The 20,407-nt window shown below is 76.2% G+C and carries 8 protein-coding genes; 3 read left to right on the forward strand and 5 right to left on the reverse strand.

From position 1 onward, the window contains the following. Positions 1-13 precede the first annotated feature (13 nt). Together ACIOJE_RS30550 and ACIOJE_RS30555 are read right to left on the reverse strand one after the other, a co-directional pair. Positions 14-3,007, reverse strand: coding sequence for an AfsR/SARP family transcriptional regulator (locus ACIOJE_RS30550; protein WP_400780620.1), 2,994 nt, complete (start codon positions 3,005-3,007; stop codon positions 14-16). Between the two features lie 296 nt (positions 3,008-3,303). Then, positions 3,304-4,647, reverse strand: a complete 1,344-nt coding sequence (locus ACIOJE_RS30555) for a class II 3-deoxy-7-phosphoheptulonate synthase (protein ID WP_400780688.1) — start codon at positions 4,645-4,647, stop codon at positions 3,304-3,306. Between the two features lie 195 nt (positions 4,648-4,842). On the opposite strand from ACIOJE_RS30555, the gene ACIOJE_RS30560 reads away from it, so the two are divergent. Genes ACIOJE_RS30560 through trpD form a run of 3 tightly spaced genes read left to right on the forward strand, consistent with a single transcriptional unit; the run spans position 4,843 to position 8,021 of the window. Then, positions 4,843-6,342: an anthranilate synthase component I family protein gene (locus ACIOJE_RS30560; RefSeq protein ID WP_400780623.1), complete on the forward strand. Its 1,500-nt coding sequence runs from the start codon at positions 4,843-4,845 to the stop codon at positions 6,340-6,342. Then, on the forward strand, positions 6,339-6,914 hold the full coding sequence (locus ACIOJE_RS30565) for an aminodeoxychorismate/anthranilate synthase component II (protein WP_280684661.1): 576 nt from the start codon (positions 6,339-6,341) through the stop codon (positions 6,912-6,914). Before ACIOJE_RS30560 ends, ACIOJE_RS30565 begins: the two co-directional genes overlap by 4 nt. Positions 6,915-6,959: 45 nt before the next feature. After that, positions 6,960-8,021, forward strand: a complete 1,062-nt coding sequence (trpD, locus tag ACIOJE_RS30570) for an anthranilate phosphoribosyltransferase (protein ID WP_400780626.1) — start codon at positions 6,960-6,962, stop codon at positions 8,019-8,021. A 139-nt stretch (positions 8,022-8,160) separates the two neighbouring features. Here trpD and ddaH read toward each other — a convergent pair whose 3' ends face one another. The 3 genes from ddaH to ACIOJE_RS30585 form a co-directional block, all read right to left on the reverse strand. After that, positions 8,161-9,000: a dimethylargininase gene (gene ddaH, locus ACIOJE_RS30575; protein ID WP_280684663.1), complete on the reverse strand. Its 840-nt coding sequence runs from the start codon at positions 8,998-9,000 to the stop codon at positions 8,161-8,163. 251 nt (positions 9,001-9,251) lie between these two features. After that, positions 9,252-9,476: an MbtH family protein gene (locus tag ACIOJE_RS30580; RefSeq protein ID WP_280684664.1), complete on the reverse strand. Its 225-nt coding sequence runs from the start codon at positions 9,474-9,476 to the stop codon at positions 9,252-9,254. After that, entirely contained in the window at positions 9,473-20,407 is a 10,935-nt protein-coding gene (locus ACIOJE_RS30585; protein WP_400780632.1) for an amino acid adenylation domain-containing protein, read from the reverse strand. The genes ACIOJE_RS30580 and ACIOJE_RS30585 overlap by 4 nt, the downstream gene beginning before the upstream one ends.

Raw genomic sequence — 20,407 nt, forward strand, 5'->3', positions numbered from 1 at the left:
CTCAGGACGCCCGCTAACCCGGATCGGCGGAATCCGGGGGCCCGGCGGCCAGGCGGGCGGTGCGCAGCAGGTCGAGCGTCCGGGCCTCCTCGGCGGGGGTCCGCATGAGGCGGAACACCAGTCGGGCCCGCCGCAGGTGCTCCACCGCCAGGTCGGCCTCCCCGGTGCCGAGCGCCAGTTCGCCGAGGGTGACCAGGATCCGGCCCATGATCAGGCGTTCGTTGGAGCCCTCCGCGAGGAGCAGGGCGCGGTGCAGGGCGTGGGCGGCCTCGCCGGTCTCGCCGAGCCGGTGCCGGGCCGAGCCGATGCCGTGCAGGGCGTAGATCTCGCCGGTGTGGTCGCCGATCAGCCGGACCACGTCCAGGGCCCGGGAGAAGGCCTCCAGGGCCTTGTCGTAGCCTCCGCGCTCCAGGTGGCTCTGGCCCATCCGGTGCAGGACCTGGGCCTCGACCCGACGGCCGCGGCCCTCCCGGCTCAGCCGCAGGGCCTCGTCGAGGAGCGCTCCGGCCCCGTCCTCGTCGCCCTCGCCCAGTTTGAGCTGGGCCAGGTTGTGCAGCACGTACGCGACGGCGACGGAGCCGCCGCTCGCGCGCAGGACGGTCAGGGCGGCCTGGTAGTGGCCGGTCGCCTCGTCGATCCGGCCGTCCACCCGGGCGAGGTAGCCGAGGCCGCGGGCGGTCAGGGCGGAGCCGAGGTCGTCGCCGAGGTCGGTGAAGATCCCGGCGGCCTGGCGGAAGCGCTCCTCGGCGGCGGCGAAGTTCTGCCGGGTCAGGGCGAGCGAGCCGAGCGAGTGCAGCGCGGCGGCCTGGCCGAGCCGGTCGCCGCCCTTCCGGGCGGCGGCGAGGGCGAGTTCGTGGGTGTCGCGCCAGTCGTCCAGCCGGCCGTGGGTCTCCAGGAAGGTCACCGCGGTGACGGCGAGTTCCCAGCAGTGCGCGGTGAGGCCCATCGTGGCCGCCTGTCTGACCCGGGGCACGAGCATCGGGCGCTCCCGGGCGAACCAGCTCAGCGGCTCGGCCAGCAGCCGGTCCACCGTCCGGGCGGGCAGCGGGTGCAGGGCGGTGCCGCGGCCACGGATCAGCACGTCGCGGCCGTACTCGCGCTGGCGCGCCTCGATCAGCAGGTGGAGGAAGCAGCCGAGCACCCGGGCCAGCGCGGCCTCGCGCTCCTCGACGCTCTCCTCCTCGGCGAGCCGCTCGCGCGCGAAGACCCGGATCAGGTTGTGCAGCCGGTACTGGGTGTGGCGTCCGGGCGCGGTGCCGACGGCGTCCAGGAGCTGGGCGTCGGAGAGTTCGTCGATCAGGTCCTGGACCTGGTACTCGGGCAGGTCGAGCAGCGCCATGCCGACCCAGGCGGAGAACGGCCCCTCGTCGACGAGGGCGATCCGCCGCAGGAGCCGGCGCGCGTCCGGGCTGACGCTGTCGTAGGTGAGCGAGAGGCCGGCCCGGATGCCGACGTCGGCGTACTTGAGCTCGTCGAGCCGGCGGGTCTCGTCCTCCAGCCGTTCCACCAGCTCGGTGACCTCCCAGTGCGGCCGGGCGGCGAGCCGGGCGCCCGCGATGCGCAGCGCCAGCGGCAGGTGGTCGCAGAGTTCGGCCAGCGCCTTCGCCGCCTCCGGTTCGGCCGCCACGCGCTCGGGGCCGGCGATCCGGCCGAGCAGTTCCGCCGACTGCTCCGCGGCGAAGGTGGGGACGTCCACCCGGACGGCTCCGGCCAGGCTGCCGATGTGCCGTCTGCTGGTGACGATCACGGCCGAGGTCGGCTTGCCCGGCAGCAGCGGGGTGATCTGGCTCTCCGTGGCGGCGTTGTCGAGGACGATCAGCACCCGGCGTTCGGCGAGCAGGGCCCGGTACATCTCGGCCCGCTCCTCCAGGCCGTCGGGGATGGCGGTGCCGTTCACGCCGAGGGCGCGCAGGAAGCGTTCCAGGACCTGGGCCGGGCCGACCATGTCGGGGGCGCCGCCGTGCAGGTCGGCGAAGAGCTGCCCGCCGGGGAACTCGGCGGCGATCTGGTGGGCCGCGTGGACGGCGACGGCGGTCTTGCCGACCCCGGCCTTGCCGACCACGGAGACGATCGGGACGGCGAGCCGGGACTGCTCGTGCGAGGAGAGCAGGAGCCGTTCGCGCAGGCCGGCCAGGAGGTCCTCGCGGCCGGTGAAGTCGGCGAGGTCGGCGGGGAGCATCTCCGGGACGACGACGGGGGCGGCGACCGGAGCGGTGCCGGGCACGGCGGCGACGGGCGCGGCCGCCGGGACGGCGGGGGCGGCTTCCGGGCGGGTGTCGGGGAGGTCGAGCCCGGGGTCGGTGGCGAGGATCGCGTGTTCGAGCCGCTGCAGCCGGGGGTCGGGTTCGACGCCCAGCTCGTCGATCATCCACTGGCGGGTGTCGCGGTAGACCCGGAGGGCCTCGGCCTGGCGCCCGGAGCGGTAGAGCGCCAGCATGAGCTGGCCGCGCATCCGCTCCCGCAGCGGGAACTCCTCGACCAGACCGAGGAGTTCACCGACGAGCGCACTGTGCCCGCCGAGCGCGAGTTCGAGCTGGATGCACTCCTCGGTGGCGCCGGCCCACTGCTCGGTGAGCTGGCCGGCGGCGGACCGGATCACCTCGCTGGGCAGGCCGCCGAGGGCGTCGCCGCGCCGGAGCCCGAGCGCCTGGCGGAAGAGGCCGGCGGCCTCCGCCTTGCGCCCCTGGTCGCGCAGCGTCCGCGCCCGGCCGAGCAGGCCGCGGGCCTGCAACAGGTCGAGCTGGTCGTCCGCCGCCTTCACCATGTAGCCCTGCGGGTGGGTGGTGATGACGTCGGAGAGGCCGTGCGCGGCGAACAGGCGGCGCAGCGCGGAGACGCTGATCTGGAGCTGGGCCCGGGAGGTGGCCGGCGGGGCCTCCTCGTAGAGGGCGCGCACCAGGCGGTCGACGCTGACCACCCGGTTGACGTCGAGCAGCAGGGCGGCGAGCACCGTCTGCTGGCGGATCCCGCCGAGGTTCAGCGGTGTGCCGCCGACGAGCGCCTCCAACGGGCCGAGAATGCGGTACTCGACCCGGGGCGCGGGTGATTGACCGCCGTCGTGGCGAATACCGGAACCAGGTCGGTGCCCCACCGTTTCCACTCCCCCCAGAGGAACAGGCGCAGATCGCAAGGCACTCTAAGGACGGCCACGTCAACGGGGCAATGACTTTCAGTTCTCCTCGAAACACGCCGCCTGACGGACCCTTGTCGCCGCCCGTACTCCCGGGTAGCCGACGGGGGAACGGCCGGAAAAAGCCGGACGGCCGGATCGGCAGGTGCCGCCCGGCCGTCCGCCGCCCGGTCTCAGGCCTTCATCAGCTCCGCCACCCGGAAGGCGAGGTCGAGGGACTGACGGTGGTTCAGCCGCGGGTCGCAGGCCGTCTCGTAGCGCTGGTGCAGGTCCTCGGCGCGGACCCGGTCGCCGCCGCCGAGGCACTCCGTGACGTCGTCGCCGGTGAGTTCGACGTGGATGCCGCCGGCGTGGGTGCCCAGCTCCCGGTGCACCTCGAAGAAGCCGGCGACCTCGTCCAGGATGTCGTCGAAGCGGCGGGTCTTGCGGCCGTCCTCGGTCTGCACGGTGTTGCCGTGCATCGGGTCGCAGATCCAGGCGACCCGCGCGCCCTCCGCCGTGACCTTCTCCACCAGCGGCGGCAGCAGCTCGCGCACCCGGCCCGCGCCCATCCGCACCACGAAGGTCAGCCGCCCGGGCCGGCGGTCGGGGTCGAGGCGGTCGACGTAGCCGAGGACCTCGTCCGCGGTCGTCCCGGGACCGAGCTTGACGGCGATCGGGTTGCCGATCCCGGCGAAGTAGGCGATGTGCGCGTCGTCCAGGCCCCTGGTCCGCTCGCCCACCCAGAGCAGGTGCCCGCTGGTGGCGTACTCCGCCCCGGTGCGCGGGTCGGTACGGGTGAGGGCCTGCTCGTAGTCCAGCAGCAGCCCCTCGTGGCTGGCGAAGAACTCGGCCTCCAGCAGCCCGGCCGGGTCGCAGCCGCAGGCCTGCAGGAAGCGCAGCGCGCGGTCCACGCCGTCGGCCAGCTCCTCGTAGCGGCGGCCCTCGGCGGAGTCCGCCAGGAAGCCCCGGTTCCACTGGTGGGCCTGGTAGAGGGAGGCGCTGCCGCCGGCCGCGAAGCCGCGGACCAGGTTGAGGGTGACCGCCGAGGCCTCGTACATCCGCCGCAGCCGCGCCGGGTCCGGGCGGCGGGCCTGCTCGGTGAAGTCCGGCCCGTTGACCGCGTCGCCCCGGTAGGACGGCAGGCTGAGGCCGTCCCGGGTCTCGTCCGGCTGGGAACGGGGCTTGGCGTACTGTCCGGCCAGCCGGCCGATCTTCACCACCGGGACGCCGCTCGCGTAGGTCAGCACCACCGCCATCTGCAGCAGGGTCCGCAGCTTGGCGGTGACCGCGTCGGCGGTGAGCCCCTCGAAGGTCTCGGCACAGTCGCCGCCCTGCAGGACGAACGCCTCGCCGGCGGCGACGGCGGCCATCCGCTCGGTCAGCCGGTCGCACTCCTCGGCGAGGACCAGGGGCGGGGCGGCCGACAGGTCGGCGACCACCTCGCGCAGCGCCACCTGGTCCGGCCACTGCGGTTGCTGGGCCGCCGGGAGGGAACGCCAGGCGGCACATGCTCCGGTCTGCGGAATTCGATTCATCACGGCCCTCGGATGGGAACGGAAATCGCTGGCCCGCTCATTGCAGCCCGGCCGCGGAAAGAAGGTCAAGCGTCCGCGAATTGGCCTGCTCCCGCACCGCGGAACTGGTCTGACCGCCTTCCCGGACGAACGGATTGACTGGGGGTCATACGTTCACCGGCCGTACCCAGCCGGCCTTTCACGATGAGGATTCCGATGCCAGACGCGCCATCGCACCCTCCGTTCGCCGTCCGGCTCGGCACCGAGCCGCTGCCCGCGCACGACCCGCTGGAGCTGTACACCCGGCTGAGCGAGCGGCTCGGCCCGGAGCAGGTGTACCTGCTGGAGAGCCTGACCGAGTCCGGCCGGCAGGGCGGGCCGGCCGTGGTCGGCTGCGGCCCGCTCGCCGAGATCCGGCTGTACGGCTCGTACCTGGAGATCGACGGGTCGGCGGAGATCGCCGCGGCGCTGCGGGCGACCGCCGAGGCGGCGGGCCTGTCCCCCGCCGCGGACGCCCCCGGGCGGCTGGAGGCCCCCGGTTCGGCCGGGATCTGGGAGTTCCTGCGGCGCGCACAGGGCCTGTTCGGCCTGGAGCCGGGCCTGCCCGGCGACCGCTTCCACTTCGGCTTCCTGGCCCGGTTCGGCTACGACGCGGCCTGGCACATGGAGGACCTGCCCGCCAGGGCGCTGCCGCCGGCCCGCCCGGACGCGGTGCTGACGCTGTTCCGCGACAGCGTGCACTACGACACCGCGGGCACGCCGGTGCTGCGGACCGCCGACAGCCCGGCCTTCGGCGAAGCGGGCCGCCACGACGTCGCGGGCGCGGCCCGGGAGGCGGCCGGGCAGGCGCCGCAGGCCGCGTGCCCGCCGGCCGGCCGCCCGCAGTCGGTGCACGACAGCGTGGACCGCGACACCTTCCACGGCTGGGTCCGGCGCTGCCTGGAGCACATCGGGGTCGGCGACATCTACCAGATCCAGGTCGGCCACCGGATCGACGTCCGCACCGCGCTGACGCCGGTCGAGGTCTACCGGCGGCTGCGCTCGCGCAACCCCTCCCCGCACATGTACCTGCTCCCGAACGGCGACGGCAGCCTGATCGGCGCCAGCCCCGAGCTGCTGTTCCGGATCGAGGACGGCCGGATCGTGATGCGCCCGATCGCCGGCACCACCCGCCGGGACCACGACGAGGAGGAGAACGAGCGGCGGATCAAGGCCCTGCTGGCGAGCACCAAGGAGCAGGCCGAGCACGTGATGCTGGTCGACCTCTCGCGCAACGACATCAGCCGGGTCTGCCGCCCGCACACCCTGACCGAGGACGAGCTGATGGTCGTGGAGACCTTCTCGCACGTCTTCCACCTGGTGTCGACGGTCAGCGCCGAACTGGAGGAGGACGCCGACGTCTGGCGGTCGCTGTGCGCGACCTTCCCGGCCGGCACCATGACCGGCGCGCCGAAGCTGCGCGCCATGGAGATCATCCACGAGATCGAACGGGAGCCGCGCGGAGCCTACGCGGGCGCCGTCGGCCTGATCGACGTCGGCGGCTGGAGCGAACTGGCCCTGTGCATCCGCACCATCGCGCACGACGGCGCGGTGTACTCCGTGCAGAGTTCCGCGGGCATCGTGGCCGACTCGACCCCCGAGGGCGAGTGGAACGAGACGTTGGCGAAGCTGGGCGCCGCCTACTGGGCGCTGACGGGTGAGGAGTTGACGGCGTGAAGGTTCTGCTGGTGGACGCGCGGGACAGCTTCGTCCACATCATCGACCAGTACCTGCGGGCGCTCGGCGCGGACACCGAGGTGGTCCGCTCGCACACCCGCACCCCGGAGCAGCTGGCCGCGTCCGCACCGGACGCGATCGTGCTCGGCCCCGGCCCCGGACACCCGGCGGCCTCCGGCCACGTCGAACTGGTCCACCACTTCGCCGGGAAGGTCCCGCTGCTCGGCGTCTGCCTGGGGCACCAGGCGATCGGCCTGGCGTTCGGCGGCCGGGTCCAGGTCGCCGACCGGCTGATGCACGGGCGCACCAGCACGGTGACGCACGACGGGCGCGGCCTGTTCGCGGGCCTCGGCAACAGCCTGACCGCGACCCGGTACCACTCGCTGATCGTCAGCCGGCCCCTGCCCGAGGAGCTGGAGCTGACCGCGACCGCCGACGACGACGGCTACGTCATGGGGATGCGGCACCGCAGCCTGCCGGTCGAGTCGGTGCAGTTCCACCCCGAGAGCATCACCACCACCGGCGGCATGCAGCTGCTGGAGAACTTCCTCGCGGTCGGCGCCGGGCGCTGACGGATACCCGGACACATCGGAATCGACGAGCGGAATGGGTGCCCCGTGACTGGGAATTGTGAAACGCGAACCTGGCCGCAGCTGCTCGCGGCGCTGATCGCCGGTACGGATCTGAGTGCCGCCGACACCGCCTGGGCGATGGACGAGGTGATGCGCGGCGAGGCGGCCCCGGCGCAGTTGGCCGGCTTCCTGGTGGCGCTGCGGGCGAAGGGCGAGACCGCCGAGGAGGTCACCGGCCTGGTCCGGGCCGCGCGCGAGCACACGGTGCGGGTCGACGTGCCCGGGCCGGCGCTGGACATCGTCGGCACCGGCGGGGACGGCGCGCGAACCGTCAACGTCTCCACCATGGCGGCGATCGTGGCGGCCGCCGCCGGGGCCCGGGTGGTGAAGCACGGGAACCGCTCGGCCTCCTCCGCCTCCGGCTCGGCCGACGTACTGGAGCGGCTCGGCATCGCGCTGGAGCTCTCCGCCGAGGAGGTCTCCCGGTCGGTGCGCGAGGTCGGGATCGGCTTCTGCTTCGCCCCGGCGTTCCACCCGGCGTTTCGCCACGCGGCCGTCGCCCGCAAGGAGTTGGGCGTACCGACGGTGTTCAACGCGCTGGGCCCGATGACCAACCCGGCGTCGCCCACGGCCATGGCGGTCGGCGTCGCCGACCCCCGGCTCGGCCCGCTGATCGCCGCCGTGTTCGCCCGCGAGGGCGTGGACGCGCTGGTCTTCCGGGGCGACGACGGCCTCGACGAGCTGTCCGTCGCGACCACCTCGACCATCTGGTCGGCGGCCGGCGGCCGGGTCGTACGGGAGCGGCTCGACCCGCGCGAGCTGGGGATCGCGGCGGCGGCGCCGGACGCGCTGCGCGGCGGCGACGCGGCCCACAACGCGGGTGTGGTCCATGCCGTCCTGGACGGCGAGCAGGGCCCCGTCCGGGACGCCGTCCTGCTCTCCGCGGCGGCCGGCCTGGCGGCGCTCGCGCCCTCGGACCTGCCGGTCGTCGAACGGCTGGCGGCCGCGCTGCCCCGGGCCGCCGAGGCGGTCGACTCGGGCGCCGCGGCGGCCCTGCTGAAGCGCTGGGCCGAGAGCGGGCGGCCGCACGCGGGGCCGTCCGTCTAGGGCCGGTTCGGCGTGGCACCGCCGCGGCGGGCCAGGACGGCGCCGGGCCGCGCGGACCTCCTCGGGGGGAGGCCCGCGCGGCCCGTTGCGTTCGTCCGCCCCCGGCGTCGCCGTAGCGGACGCCGGGGGCGGACGGCGGTCAGTCGCGGTGGCGCAGCTCCAGCGTGCAGCACTTGACGCTGCCGCCGCCCTTGAGCAGCTCGGACAGGTCGACGCCGATCGGCTCGAAGCCCCGCTCGCGCAGCTTGTCGGCGAGGCCGGTGGCCGCCTCCGGCAGGAGCACGTGCCGACCGTCGCTGACGGCGTTGAGGCCGAACACCGCGGCGTCGGCGGCGTCGGCGAGCACCGCGTCCGGGAAGAGCCGGCGCAGCACCTCGCGGCTGCCCTCGGAGAAGGCCTCCGGGTGGTACATCACCTCGTCGCCGTCCAGGACGGCCAGCGCGGTGTCCAGGTGGTAGTAGCGCGGGTCGACCAGCTGGAGGCCGATCACCGGGCGGCCGAAGAACTCCTGCGCCTCGGCGTGGCCGGCCGGCGTGCTGCGGAAGCCCCGCCCGGCGAGCACGTACTCGGCGGTGACCAGGAAGTCCCCCTCGCCCTCGTTGACGTGCTCCGGGTCGTGCAGCTCGGGGTAGCCGTGGGAGCGGAACCACTCCAGGTAGGCGGGGCCCTCGGCGGCCCGCTCCGCGTTGCGGAAGCGCGCGCCGAGCACCTTGCCGTCCACCACGGTGGCGCCGTTGGCCGCGTAGACCATGTCGGGCAGGCCCGGGATCGGGTCGATCAGCTCCACCCGGTGGCCGAGCTCGCCGTAGAGGGCGTACAGCCGCTCCCACTGCGCGACGGCGAGCCCGGTGTCGACCGGCTTCGCCGGGTCCATCCACGGGTTGATCGCATAGGTGACCTCGAAGTGGCTGGGGCGGCACATCAGGTAGTGCCGGGGCCGGGCCGTGCGCTCGGCAGGGCGCGGTGTGACAGCGTTCATGGGTGACTCCTCGTGAGGGCTGCAAACGACAGGCGGTGGCTCTGCGATCCGGACGGGCGGCATTCGGGTGCCTGCGGGGCTCCGGGGCCGGCGCGCCGCCGGCACGGCCGGGCGTGGGGGACCCGGCCGTGCCGCGGCTCTTCCTGCGGGCCGGCCCCGCGCCCGTCTCTGACATGCTGTCAGCTGTCGGGCGGGGGACGGAAGATCCTTAAGTCAGGGCGGAACAGCCCTGATGGATCGGCCGGTTGGGCTCAGTCGACCCGGGCGTCCAGCGCGTCCGCCAGGCTGCGCGGACGCAGGTCGGTCCAGTTCTTCTCGACGTAGTCCAGGCAGGCCTGCCTGGTCTCCTCGCCGAACACGCTGCGCCAGCCCGCGGGCACGTCGACGAAGGCGGGCCACAGGGCGTGCTGGTTCTCCTCGTTCACCAGGACCAGGAACGCGCCCTGCTCGTCGTCGAAGGGGTTGGTGCTGCTCATCGGGACCTCATCTCGTGGTTACTGGAAACGTCGTTCACAGGGGCGTCGTTCAACTCGTCACAGAACTCGGTGACCCGCCGCCGGAAGGCGGCCACCACCCGCCGGGCGGTCGGCTCGTCGCAGCCGTCCAGCGCGTGCACCAGGGCGCACTCCAGCCCGCCGGGCGCGCCGGCCGCGGTCCGCCGCTCCACCAGCTGCAGCAGCAGGTCGACGGCGGTACGGGCGGCCGGGACGGCCCGCTCGGCGACCGTCACGGCGCCGGCCCACCGCCGGTCACCGGCCGGGTCGGCCCGCACCAGATGGGAGACGGCCGCCCCGAACAGCGGCTGGCGCCCGGCCTCCCGGGCCGGGTTGACCAGCTCCACCACCCGGTCGAACGGCAGGTCCTGGTGGGCGTGGGCGGCCAGCAGCCGCTCCCGGACCCGCCCGACCAGGGTGCGGGCGCTCGGGGTGCCGGTGGCGGCGTCCCCGGCGGAGCGGGGGGACGTGTCCACCCGCAGCACCACGGTGTTGACCAGGCAGCCGACCACGCCGTCCACGGCCTCGTCGTCCCGGCCGGCCAGCGGCACCCCGATCGCGAGGTCGTGCCCCGCGCCGAGGTCGCCCAGCGCGGCCGCGAACGCCGCCTGCAGCAGCATCCCCGTACCGGCCGAGCAGGCCCGCGCGGCGGCCGCCAGCCGGCGGTGCGCCGCCGGGTCGAGGGCGAACCGGACGGTGCCGGCCGCGCCCGGCCCGGCCGCCGGGTCTCCGGTGGCGCCCGGCAGGCCCCGCCACGGCGGCAGGGCGGCCAACTCGCCGCTCCAGTACGCCGCTTGCCGGGCGGCCGGGCTGTCGGGGTGGGTCTCGTCACCGAGCCGCTCCCGCAGCCACAGCGCACAGTCGGCGTACTGCACGGCCGGCGCCGGCCACACCGGAGCCCGGCCCGCCGCCCGGGCCTCGTAGGCGGAGCGCAGATCGGCCAGCAGCGGTTCGAGCGCGTGTCCGTCGACCGCCACGTGGTGCAGCACCAGCAGCAGGGTGTGCCGGTCCGGGGCGCTGCGCAGCAGGGCGGTGCGCAGCGGCGGCTCGGTCAACAGGTCGAAGCCGCGGTCGAGTTCGGCGGCGATCCAGGCGTCCAGCCGCTCCGGTGGGACGTCGGCGGGGCGGGGCTCGGCGGCGGCCTCGACCAGGGCGTCGGCCGGGTCGAGGACGCGCTGCTCGGGGCCGTCCGGACCGTACGGCAGCACGGTCCGCAGCGCCTCGTGCCGGGCCACCAGGTCGCCGAGGGCGGCCCGCAGGGCGGCGGGGTCGAGCCCGCCGGTGAGGTCGAGGGCCAGGGTGGTGAGGTAGTCCGGGCGGTGCTCGCCCAGGTAGTTGGCGGTCCACAGGCGCAGTTGGGCGGGGGCCAGCGGCAGCCGCTCGGGCCGGGTCGTGCGGTCGCCGAGCACCGGGGCGGCGGGGCCCCGGCGGTCGGTGCGGGCCGCGCGGTCGAGCCGGTGGTCCAGCCCGGCCACGGTGGGCTCGTCGAACAGCTCGCTGAGCGGCACGTCGACGCCCAGGGTGGACCGGATCCGCCCGGCCAGCCGCATCGCGGCGATCGAGTTGCCGCCGAGGGCGAAGAAGTCGTCCTCCGGCGCGACCGAGGGCACCCGCAGCACCTCCGCGAACAGCGCCGCCAGGACCTCCCGGCGGGGTGTGCGGGCCGGCGCGGGGGCCGGCTGCTCCGGCGGCGGCCGCAGCGCGGCCGTGTCGACCTTGCCGTTGGCGTCCAGCGGCAGCGCGTCGACCGGGACGAGCACGGCGGGCACCAGATGGCGCGGCAGGCGCTCGGCCAGCCGGCGGCGCAGCTCGCCGACGGCCAGCGGCCGGTCGGCGACCACGTACCCCACCAGCGAACGGCCCGCCGGGCCGGCCCCGTGCGGCACCACCCGGGCGGCGGTCACACCGGGTTCGGCGCAGAGCGCGGCCTCGATCTCGCCCGGCTCGATCCGGAAGCCGTTGATCTTCAGCTGCCGGTCGGCGCGCCCGAGGAAGTGCAGCCGGCCCTCGACGTCCCAGTGGCCCAGGTCGCCGGTGCGGTACAGCCGGCCTCCCGGCGGGCCGTACGGGTCGGCGATGAAGCGCTCGGCGGTACGGGCCGGGGCACCGTGGTAGCCCTCGGCCAGGCCCTCGCCGCCCAGGTGGATCTCACCGGGGACGCCCGGCGGCACCGGGCGCAGGGCGGCGTCCAGCAGCAGCACCCGGGTGCCCGCGAGCGGGCGGCCGATCGGGACGGCCTCGTCCTCGCGGACCGGACCGGCCGGGATCTCGTAGCCCAGGGCGAAGGTGGTGCTCTCCACCGGTCCGTACAGGTCGAGCAGCCGCTGGTCGGGGGCGGCCCGCCGGGCCCGGGCGACCGCCGCCGGGGGGACGACGTCGCCCCCGGTGCAGATCAGGCGCAGCCGGGCGAGGGCCGCCGGGATCTGCTCGGTGAGCACGTCGAACAGACCGGCGGTCAGCCAGGCGGCGGTGACGCCGCCCTGCTCGACGGCCCGGACGTAGTCCGCCGGGGCCAGCTCGCCGGGCGGGGCCACCACCACCTGGCGTCCGGTCAGCAGCGGCATCAGCAGCTCGTACACCATGAGGTCCCAGGCGTGCGGCGAATGGAACAGCACCCGGTCGTGGTCGGGGCCGTACCAGAGCGGGTCGTCGGCCAGGGCGAGGATGTTGCGGTGGGTGACGGCGACGCCCTTGGGGCGGCCGGTCGAGCCCGAGGTGTACAGCAGCTGGGCGACCTGCCCGGGCGACACGGCCGGGCCGGGGTTGCCCGGGCTCCCGCCCGCCTGCCGGGCCGCCGCCACCAGGGCGGCGTCCAGCAGCAGTTCGGTGCCCGCCTCGGCGGCGAGCGCCCGCAGCCGCTCGGCCGGGAACGCCTGGTGCAGCGGGACGCAGACGGCGCCGAGCTTGGCCAGCGCCAGCATCGCCACCGGCACCTCCGGGGAACGCGGGAGTTGCAGGGCGACCCGCGTCCCGGGCCGCACCCCGAGGCCGGCCAGGTGGTGGGCCAGCCGGTTGGCGTCGGCGTTGAGCTCGCCGTAGGTGGTGGTGGCGTACGGCGGGGTCGCGTGCGGCGGGGTGGTGGTGGCGACGGTGGTGCCGTCGCCGTGCCGCAGGGCGACCCGGTCGGGGTGGTCGGCGGCCAGCCGCTCGAACCGCGCGCCGACGGAGGACGGTTCGGCGGCGGCCGAGGGGCCGGTGCCCCAGGCCCGCAGCCCGGCCCGCTGGACGGGTGGCAGCAGGTCCACCCGGCCGGTGGTCAGGGCGTCCGCGCCCGGACCGGCCAGTGTGGCGCAGGCGGTGGTCAGCAGGGTGCGCAGCCGGTCCGCGTCGAGGTGCCGGTCCAGTTCGGCGGGGCGCAGCTGGAGCCGCACGTCCAGGCCGTCCCGACGCGGCAGCACCACCAGCGAGAGCGGGTAGTGGGTGCCGTCGTACGGCTCGACGGCACCGATCCGCAGGCCCGGCACGGGCTCGGCGAACCCGGTCTCGTCCAGGGGGTAGTTCTCGAAGACCAGGGAACTGTCGAAGAGCCGCCCGGCGCCGACGGCCTCCTCGACGGCGGCAAGCCCCAGGTGCTCGTGGTCCAGCAGCTCGGTGCGCTCCCGCTGCAGCCGGACGGCGAGCTCGCGCAGCGGCTCGCCGGGGTGCAGCCGGGCCCGGACCGGGACGGTGTTGATCAGCAGGCCGACGAGCCGTTCCGCGTCCGGCAGTTCGGCCGGGCGCTGGGCGACGGTGGTGCCGAACAGGACGTCGTCGCGGCCGGTGAGGTGGGAGAGCACCAGGACCCACGCCGTCGACACCAGCGAGCCGAGCGTCACCTCCCACCGCGCGGCGCGCGCCCGCAGCCCGGCGGTGAGCTCGGCGGGCAGGGTGAAGACGGTCGTCGACGGTTCGTCGGCGGCGGCGGCGCGGCCGTCCTGGCCGGTCTCTCCGTCGCGCCCGGGTCGGCCGACCCGGGTGGGCTCGGCTCCGGCGAGGGCGGCACGCCAGGCGTCGCGGGCGGCCGCGTCGTCCTGCCCGGCCAGCCAGTCGAGGTAGGCGCGGTAGGACGGCGCCGGGGGCAGGTCGGCGCCCTGGTGCAGCACGAGCAGTTCGCGCAGCACGATCGGTACCGACCAGCCGTCCAGCAGCAGGTGGTGGTGGGTGAAGACGAGCCGCCAGCGGTCGGCGGCCAGCCGGAGCAGGGTGAAGCGGATCAGCGGCGGCGTGTCGACGGCGAACGGCCTGCGGTCCTCCTCCGCATACCGCCGGGCGGCGACGGACCGCTCCGGCTCCGGCCGGTCGGCGAGGTCCAGGCTTCGCCACGGCAGGGCCACCGCCGCAGGGACGACCTGCTGCGGTGGCCCGGACTCGCCGGTGGTGAAGGCCCCGGCGAGCTGCGGGTGGCGCACGAGCAGTCGGCGGGCGGCCTCGTGCAGCCGCTCCGGGTCGATCGCGCCGGTGAGGTCGAGGGCGAGCTGCACGACGTACGGATCGCGGTGCCCGTCACGGACGGCGTAGCGGGAGTGGAACAGCAGGCCGCTCTGGAGCGGGGTGGCGGGCAGCACCTCGGCGACGGCGGCGGCCGCAGATCCCCCGGAGGTATCGGCGCCCCCGCCCCGCCCGGGCAGGGGCGCGGTGAGTGCCTGCTCCCAGCGGGCGGCGAGTTCGCCGACGGACTCGGCGTCGAGCACGCCGGTCGGCCAGGCCCACTCGACCCGCAGCTGCGGTCCGTCCGGGCCGGCCTCCACGAAGGCGTCCACCGAGAGGGTGTGCGCGAGCGGCAGGGCCGGGTCGGACTCGCCCCGGAGGGTGCCGGGGACCGGCTGCCAGGGGCCGCGCCGGGTGGTGTCGAAGCGGCCCAGGTAGTTGAAGGCGATCGGGGCCGAACGCGCGGGCAGGGTGCCGCAGCGCCGGAGCAGACCGTACGTCAGGCCCCGGTGGGGGGTGGCCCGCAGCCGCTCACGGGCGGCCGCGACGGCGCGGGACAGGTCGTCGGCGCAGACCGGGCCCGGGGCGGCGGGTTCGGCCGGGCCGACGTCCAGCAGGACGGGGTGGATCACCGTGAACCAGCCCAGCGTCCGGGAGAGGTCGAGGCCGTCGAGGGCGGGGAGTTCCGGGTCGCGGCCGTGGCCCTCGACGTCCACCAGGAGCGGGCCGCCGGTGGTGCGGGCCCGCCAGCCGCGCAGGGCGGCGGCCAGGGCGCCGAGCAGGATCTCCGGTACGGCGGCGCCCAGTCGGTCGGGCAGGTCGGTCAGCAGGGCGGCGGTGGCGCCGCCGTCCAGGGTGGTGCGCAGGGATTCGGCGCCGGCCGTGGTGTCGCGGGCGCGGTTCAGCGGCCGGGTGCCGATCGTGCCGGTGCCGGCGGTCAGCAGCCCGTGCCAGTGGGTGCGGTCGGCGGCCACCGCCGGGTCCACCTCGGCGGCTCGCAGCGCGCGGGACCAGTCGGCCGCCGTGACGGGCACCGGGGCGAGGGCGGCCGGGCGGCCGGACGTGGCGGCCTGGTGGGCCTGGGCGAGGTCGTCGAGCAGGATCCGCCAGGAGACCCCGTCGACGGCGAGGTGATGGATCACCACCAGCAGGAGGCCGCTGTGGCGGCCGTCGAACCAGACCGCCCGCAGCAGCTCGCCCCGGTAGGGGTCGAGTCGGCGTCGGGCGTCGCGCCGCTGTTCCGCGACCAGCTCCAGGACGGCCGGCCCCGGGTCGCCGTCGGGGCCCAGGGGGAGGCCCTCGCGGTCGAGGTCGATCCGGTGCAGCAGCGGGGCCGCCGGGACGGATCCGGCGGGGCGGACCTCGAAGGCGAGCGGCTCGCCCGGCGCCCCGGTCAGGCGCATCCGCAGCGCGTCGTGGTGGTCGACGAGGTGGTGGAGGGCGGTGCGCAGGGTCTGCTCGGTGGCGCCGGGCGGCACCTCGCACAGCAGCGACTGGGCGTAGCCGTGGATCGGACCGCCGCGGGCCGCCAGCCAGTCCGCGATCGGCGTGGGCGCCAGCGGCCCGCCCGAAGGTACGGACGGCAGGCTCCCGCCCGAGGGCGCGGGCACCGCCGGCCGGGCGGCCGGGGCGCCGCCGGCCGCGGTGGCGAGGGCGCGCGGGGTCTGGTGGGTGAACACGTCCTTCGGCGTGATCGGCACCCCCGCCGCCCGGGCCCGGGTGGCCAGTTGGATGGCCAGGATGCTGTCTCCGCCCAGCCGGAAGAACCCCTCCGACGGCCCCGGGCGCTCCCGGCCCAGAACGGTCCCGAACAGCGTCCGCAGCTGCTCCTCGGCCGGCGACCCGCCGTCCGACCCGCCGTCCGGTCCCGGACCCGGCCCGGCGGCAGGTCGTGAGGAGTCGGCGGCGGGCGCGGCGGGCGCTCCCGCCGCGCCGGAGGCGCCCAGGGCGTCCAGCACGTCCGGGGCGTCCAGGGCGTCGAACGGCGCCGACGGATCGGCCAGGGCGCCCGCCAGCAACCGGCCGAGGCCCTGCGCCAGCCGCTCGGCGGTCTCCGGGTGGAAGTGGCCGGTGCTGTACTCCAGGACGCCGTGGACCGTCCCGTCCGGCTGCTCGGTGAACTCGAAGAGCAGCGGGAACTTGGCCATCACCCGCTCGGGTCGGTACGGCCGCCCGACCAGCCCGGGCAGGGTGACGACGGGCCGGCGCCCGGCGTGCAGGGTGATCATGACCTGGAACAGCGGGTGGCGGCCGAGTTCGCGGTCGGGCGCGAGCGCGTCCACCACCCGGTCGAACGGCGCCCGGTCGTGGGCGAAGGCGGTGAGGTCGGCGTGCCGGACCCGGTCGAGCAGTTCCGCGAAGCCCGGGCGGCCGGAGAGGTCGGTGCGCAGGGCCAGCGGCTGGGCGAAGTAGCCGACCAGGTCGTCCAGCGCGGGTTCGGCGCGGCCGGCCGTGACCGTGCCGAGCACGAGGTCGGTGCCCGCGCCGGACCGGGCGAGCAGGCAGGCGACGGCCGCGTGCAGCACCATGAACAGGGTTGCCCCCTGCCGGGCCGCCAACTCCAATGCGGCGGACACCAGTTCGGCGTCCCAGTGGAACTCGGCGGCGGCCCCGCGCAGCGCCGCCCCAGCCGGCGGCTCGTGGTCCACCGGCAGCGCGGTGCGCTCCGGCGCGCCGCTCAACACCGCGCGCCAGTGGGCCAGTTCGGCCACCAGCGGGCTGCCGGGGTCGTCGCCGGCGCCGAGCATGCGGTGCTGCCAGAGCGTGAAGTCGGCGTACTGGAGCGGCAGTCGGGGCCACTCGGGGGTCCGGCCGCGGGCCCGGGCGGCGTAGCCGGCGGCCAGGTCGCGGGTCAGCGGGAGCAGCGACTGCTCGTCGGCGGTGATGTGGTGCAGGACGATCAGCAGGACGTGCTCCTCGGGCCCGGCGCCGAGGACGGCCAGGCGCCAGGGCGGGCCCGCTTCGAGGTCGAACGGACGGTGCACCTCCTCGGCGAACGCCGCGTCCAGGGCGTCCGGTTCGAGGTGCCGGACGGTCAGCGGGACCGGCGGGTCGGCGAGGATCCGCTGGCTGGGCCGGCCGTCGGTGGCGGGGAACACCGTGCGCAGGCTCTCGTGCCGCCGCTGGACGTCGCCCGCGGCGGCCCGCAGCGCCGCCAGGTCGAGCGGCCCGGTCAGCCGGGCGGCCAGCGGGACGTGGTAGGTCGACTCCTGGTCGCCGAGCCGGTGCAGGAACCACAGGCCGCGCTGGGCGTACGAGAGCGGGATCCGCTCGGGCCGGGGGCCGGCCTGCGGGCGCTCGGAGCCGGCCGGCGGCACGGCCTCGGCAGCACCCCGGCCGGTACCGCTCCGAGCGCCGATCCGGGCCGCCAGGCCGGCCACCGTGGGCGCCGCGAAGACGTCCCGGATGGTCAGCTCGGCGGGCAGTTCGGCCCGGGCGCGGACCACCAGCCGGTTCGCCGTGAGCGAGTCGCCGCCGAGGGCGAAGAAGCTCTCGTCCGCGCCGAAGCCGTCGGCGCCGAGCAGTTCGGCGAACAGCCGGTGCAGCCGCAGCTCGCGCTCCCCGCGCGGCGCCCGGCCCCGGCCACCGTCCCGGCCATCGCCGCGGCCGTCCGCCGGGGCGGTGGCCAGGGCCCGCAGCCGGTGCTCGTCCAGCTTGCCGTTGGCGGTCAGCGGGAAGGCGTCGACGGCGTGCAGGGCGGCCGGCACCAGGTGCTGCGGGAGCACCTGCGGCGCGCGGTCGGCGGCCTCCCGTACGGCCTCCCGGGTGCCGAGCAGATAGGCGGTCAGCGTCCGGTGCCCGGGCTCCCGTTCGGTGGCCAGGACGGCGGCGCCGGAGATGCCGGGCAGCGCGGCGAGCACGGCCTCGATCTCGCCCGGCTCGATCCGGTAGCCGCGGATCTTCACCTGCCGGTCGGTGCGGCCGAGGTGTTCCAGTTCGCCGTCGGGGCGGCGGCGGGCGCGGTCCCCGCTGCGGTACATCCGGGTGCCGGGCGGGCCGAACGGGTCGGCGACGAAGCGCCCGGCGGTCAGGGCGGGGCGGCCGAGGTAGCCGCGGGCGAGGCCGGGGCCGGCCACGTACAGCTCGCCCGGCAGGCCGTCGGGCACCGGGCGCAGGGCGGCGTCCAGCAGGTGGACCCGCAGGTCCGGCAGCGCCTCGCCGACGGTCGCGGTGCCGGCGGCGGTCGCGGCGGCATCCAGGTCGCCGGCCGTGACGTGCACGGTGGTCTCGGTGATGCCGTACATGTTGACCAGCCGGGGCGCGTCGTCCGGGTGGCGCAGGTACCAGTCCGCGAGCCGCCACGGTTCGAGCTGCTCGCCGCCGAGGACGACGTAGCGCAGGGCGAGCCGGGCGCTCGGGCCGGGGTGGGCGGCGTCGGCGGCGGCCAGCTGGGTGAACGCCGAGGGGGTCTGGTTCACCACCGTGACCCGCTCGTCGGCGAGCAGGTGCAGGAACTCCTCGGGCGAGCGGGCGGTGTCCCGGGGGACGACGACCAGCCGGCCGCCGTGCAGCAGGGCGCCCCACAGCTCCCAGACCGAGAAGTCGAAGGCGTAGGAGTGGAACAGCGTCCAGGTGTCGTCCGGTCCGAAGCCGAACCGGTCGGCGGTGGTGGCGAGCAGCCGGGTGACGTTGCGGTGGGTGACCAGGACGCCCTTGGGCCGGCCGGTCGAGCCGGAGGTGTGGATGACGTAGGCGACGCTGTCCGGGCCGGGGCGCTCCGGCACCGCCTGCTCCCGGTCGGCGGGCTCGTCCCCGCCGTCGACGGGCAGGCTCTCGACGCCGTCCGGGAGCGCCGCCCACGCGGAGTCGTCGGTCACCACGAGCCGGGGTGCGGCGTCGTCGATCGTCGCGCGCAGCCGCTCGGCGGGGTAGTCCGGGTCCAACGGCAGGTAGCCGGCGCCGGCCTTCTGGACGCCGAGCAGCGCGGCCACCAGCTCCGGCGAGCGGTGCAGGGCGACGCCGACGAGGTCGCCGCGGCGCACGCCCCGGGCGGCGAGCCGGCGGGCCAACCGGTCGGCGCGCCGGTCGAGTTCGCGGTAGCTCAGGACGGTCTCGCCTAGCACCACGGCGGGCGCGTCCGGGCGGGCGGCGGCCTGCCGTTCGAACAGCGACACCAGGGTGTCGCCGTCCTGGTCGGCCCCGGCGGGCGCGGGTACGGGTACGGGTGCGGGTACGGGCAGGGCTCCCCCGCCGCCGGCGCACAGCCGGCCGACCGGGAGGCCGTCCGGGGCCTCGGCCAGCGCCGTGACGAGGTCGAGCAGCCGGTCCAGGTGGGCCCGGACGGTGTCCTCGCCGTACGCGCCGACGGCGTCGGCGAACACCGGCAGGGTGTCCCGGCCGTTGTCGTAGACGCCGAGGGCGAAGTCCTCGGGCAGGCCCGGCGAGACCTCGTGCACGGTGGCCGGGATCCCGTCGAACCGCAGGCCTAGGTCGAGGGGCAGCAGGTTCAGGGTGGGGCCGACCAGCGGCCGGTCACCCCGGACGGCGGCGGTGTCACGGAGCATGTCCTCGAAGCGGTAGCGCTGGCGGCGCAGCGCGGCGCGGACCCGGTCCGCCGTGGCCGACACCAGGTCCGCGACTGTGCCGGCCGGGTCGACGGCGAGCCGCAGCGGGACGACGTTCGCGGTCATGCCGAAGGCCCGCCGGGCCAGCGCGGCGTCCCGGCCGCGGACGCCGAGGCCGATCGCCGCCGCGCGCTCGCCGGTGTCGGCGTGCAGCGCGACGGCCAGCGCGGCCGGGAACAGCGTGGTCCAGCCCGCCCCGGCCCGTTCCCGGACGGCGGCCCAGCGCTCGGCGGACAACTCCGTCCGGACGGCGACCGGCGGGCGCGCGCCGGAGCCGGTCGCGCCGGAGCCGGTCAGGCCGCCGCGCCCGCCCGCGAGGCGGGGCGGGTCGGCGAGGCCGGCCAACTCCTCGGCCCAGAACTCGGCGTCGGTGCGGAACCGGGCGGAGGCCCGGTACGCGGCGTCGTCGTCGAGCAGGGCCGAGAGCGGGTCGTGCACGCCGGTGCCGGCCGGCTCGCCCGCGCGCAGCGCCGTGTACTCGGCCGCCACCCGGCGCATCAGCCCGGCCGCGCCCACCCCGTCGCACAGGATGTGGTGCATCCGCAGGTACCACAGGTACTCCGCCTCGCCGGTCCGCAGGAGGTGGAAGTCGAAGGGCGGGCCTGCGGTCAGGTCGTACGCGTGGGCGAGCCCGGCGGTGGTGAACTCCCGGGCGGCGGCGGCCGGGTCCTCGTGGTGGCGCAGGTCGAGCCGGTGCAGCGGCCAGTCGGCGGCGTCCTCGACGATCTGGACGGCGCCGTCGGCGGTGGGCTCGAAGCGCACCCGCATGCTCTCGCTGCCGGCCACCACGCCGCGCAGCGCGCGTTCGAACAGCTCCTCGTCGATCGCGCCGTGGATCTGGACGTACTGACCGGCGGTGTACCGCCGCCGGGTGGGGTCGGCCTCGTGGCCGAACCAGATCCCCGTCTGCGGCGCCGTGAGCGGGTGGCGTCGGGTGGGCAT

It is taken from the genome of Kitasatospora sp. NPDC087861, from assembly GCF_044742585.1.
Taxonomy (GTDB): domain Bacteria; phylum Actinomycetota; class Actinomycetes; order Streptomycetales; family Streptomycetaceae; genus Kitasatospora.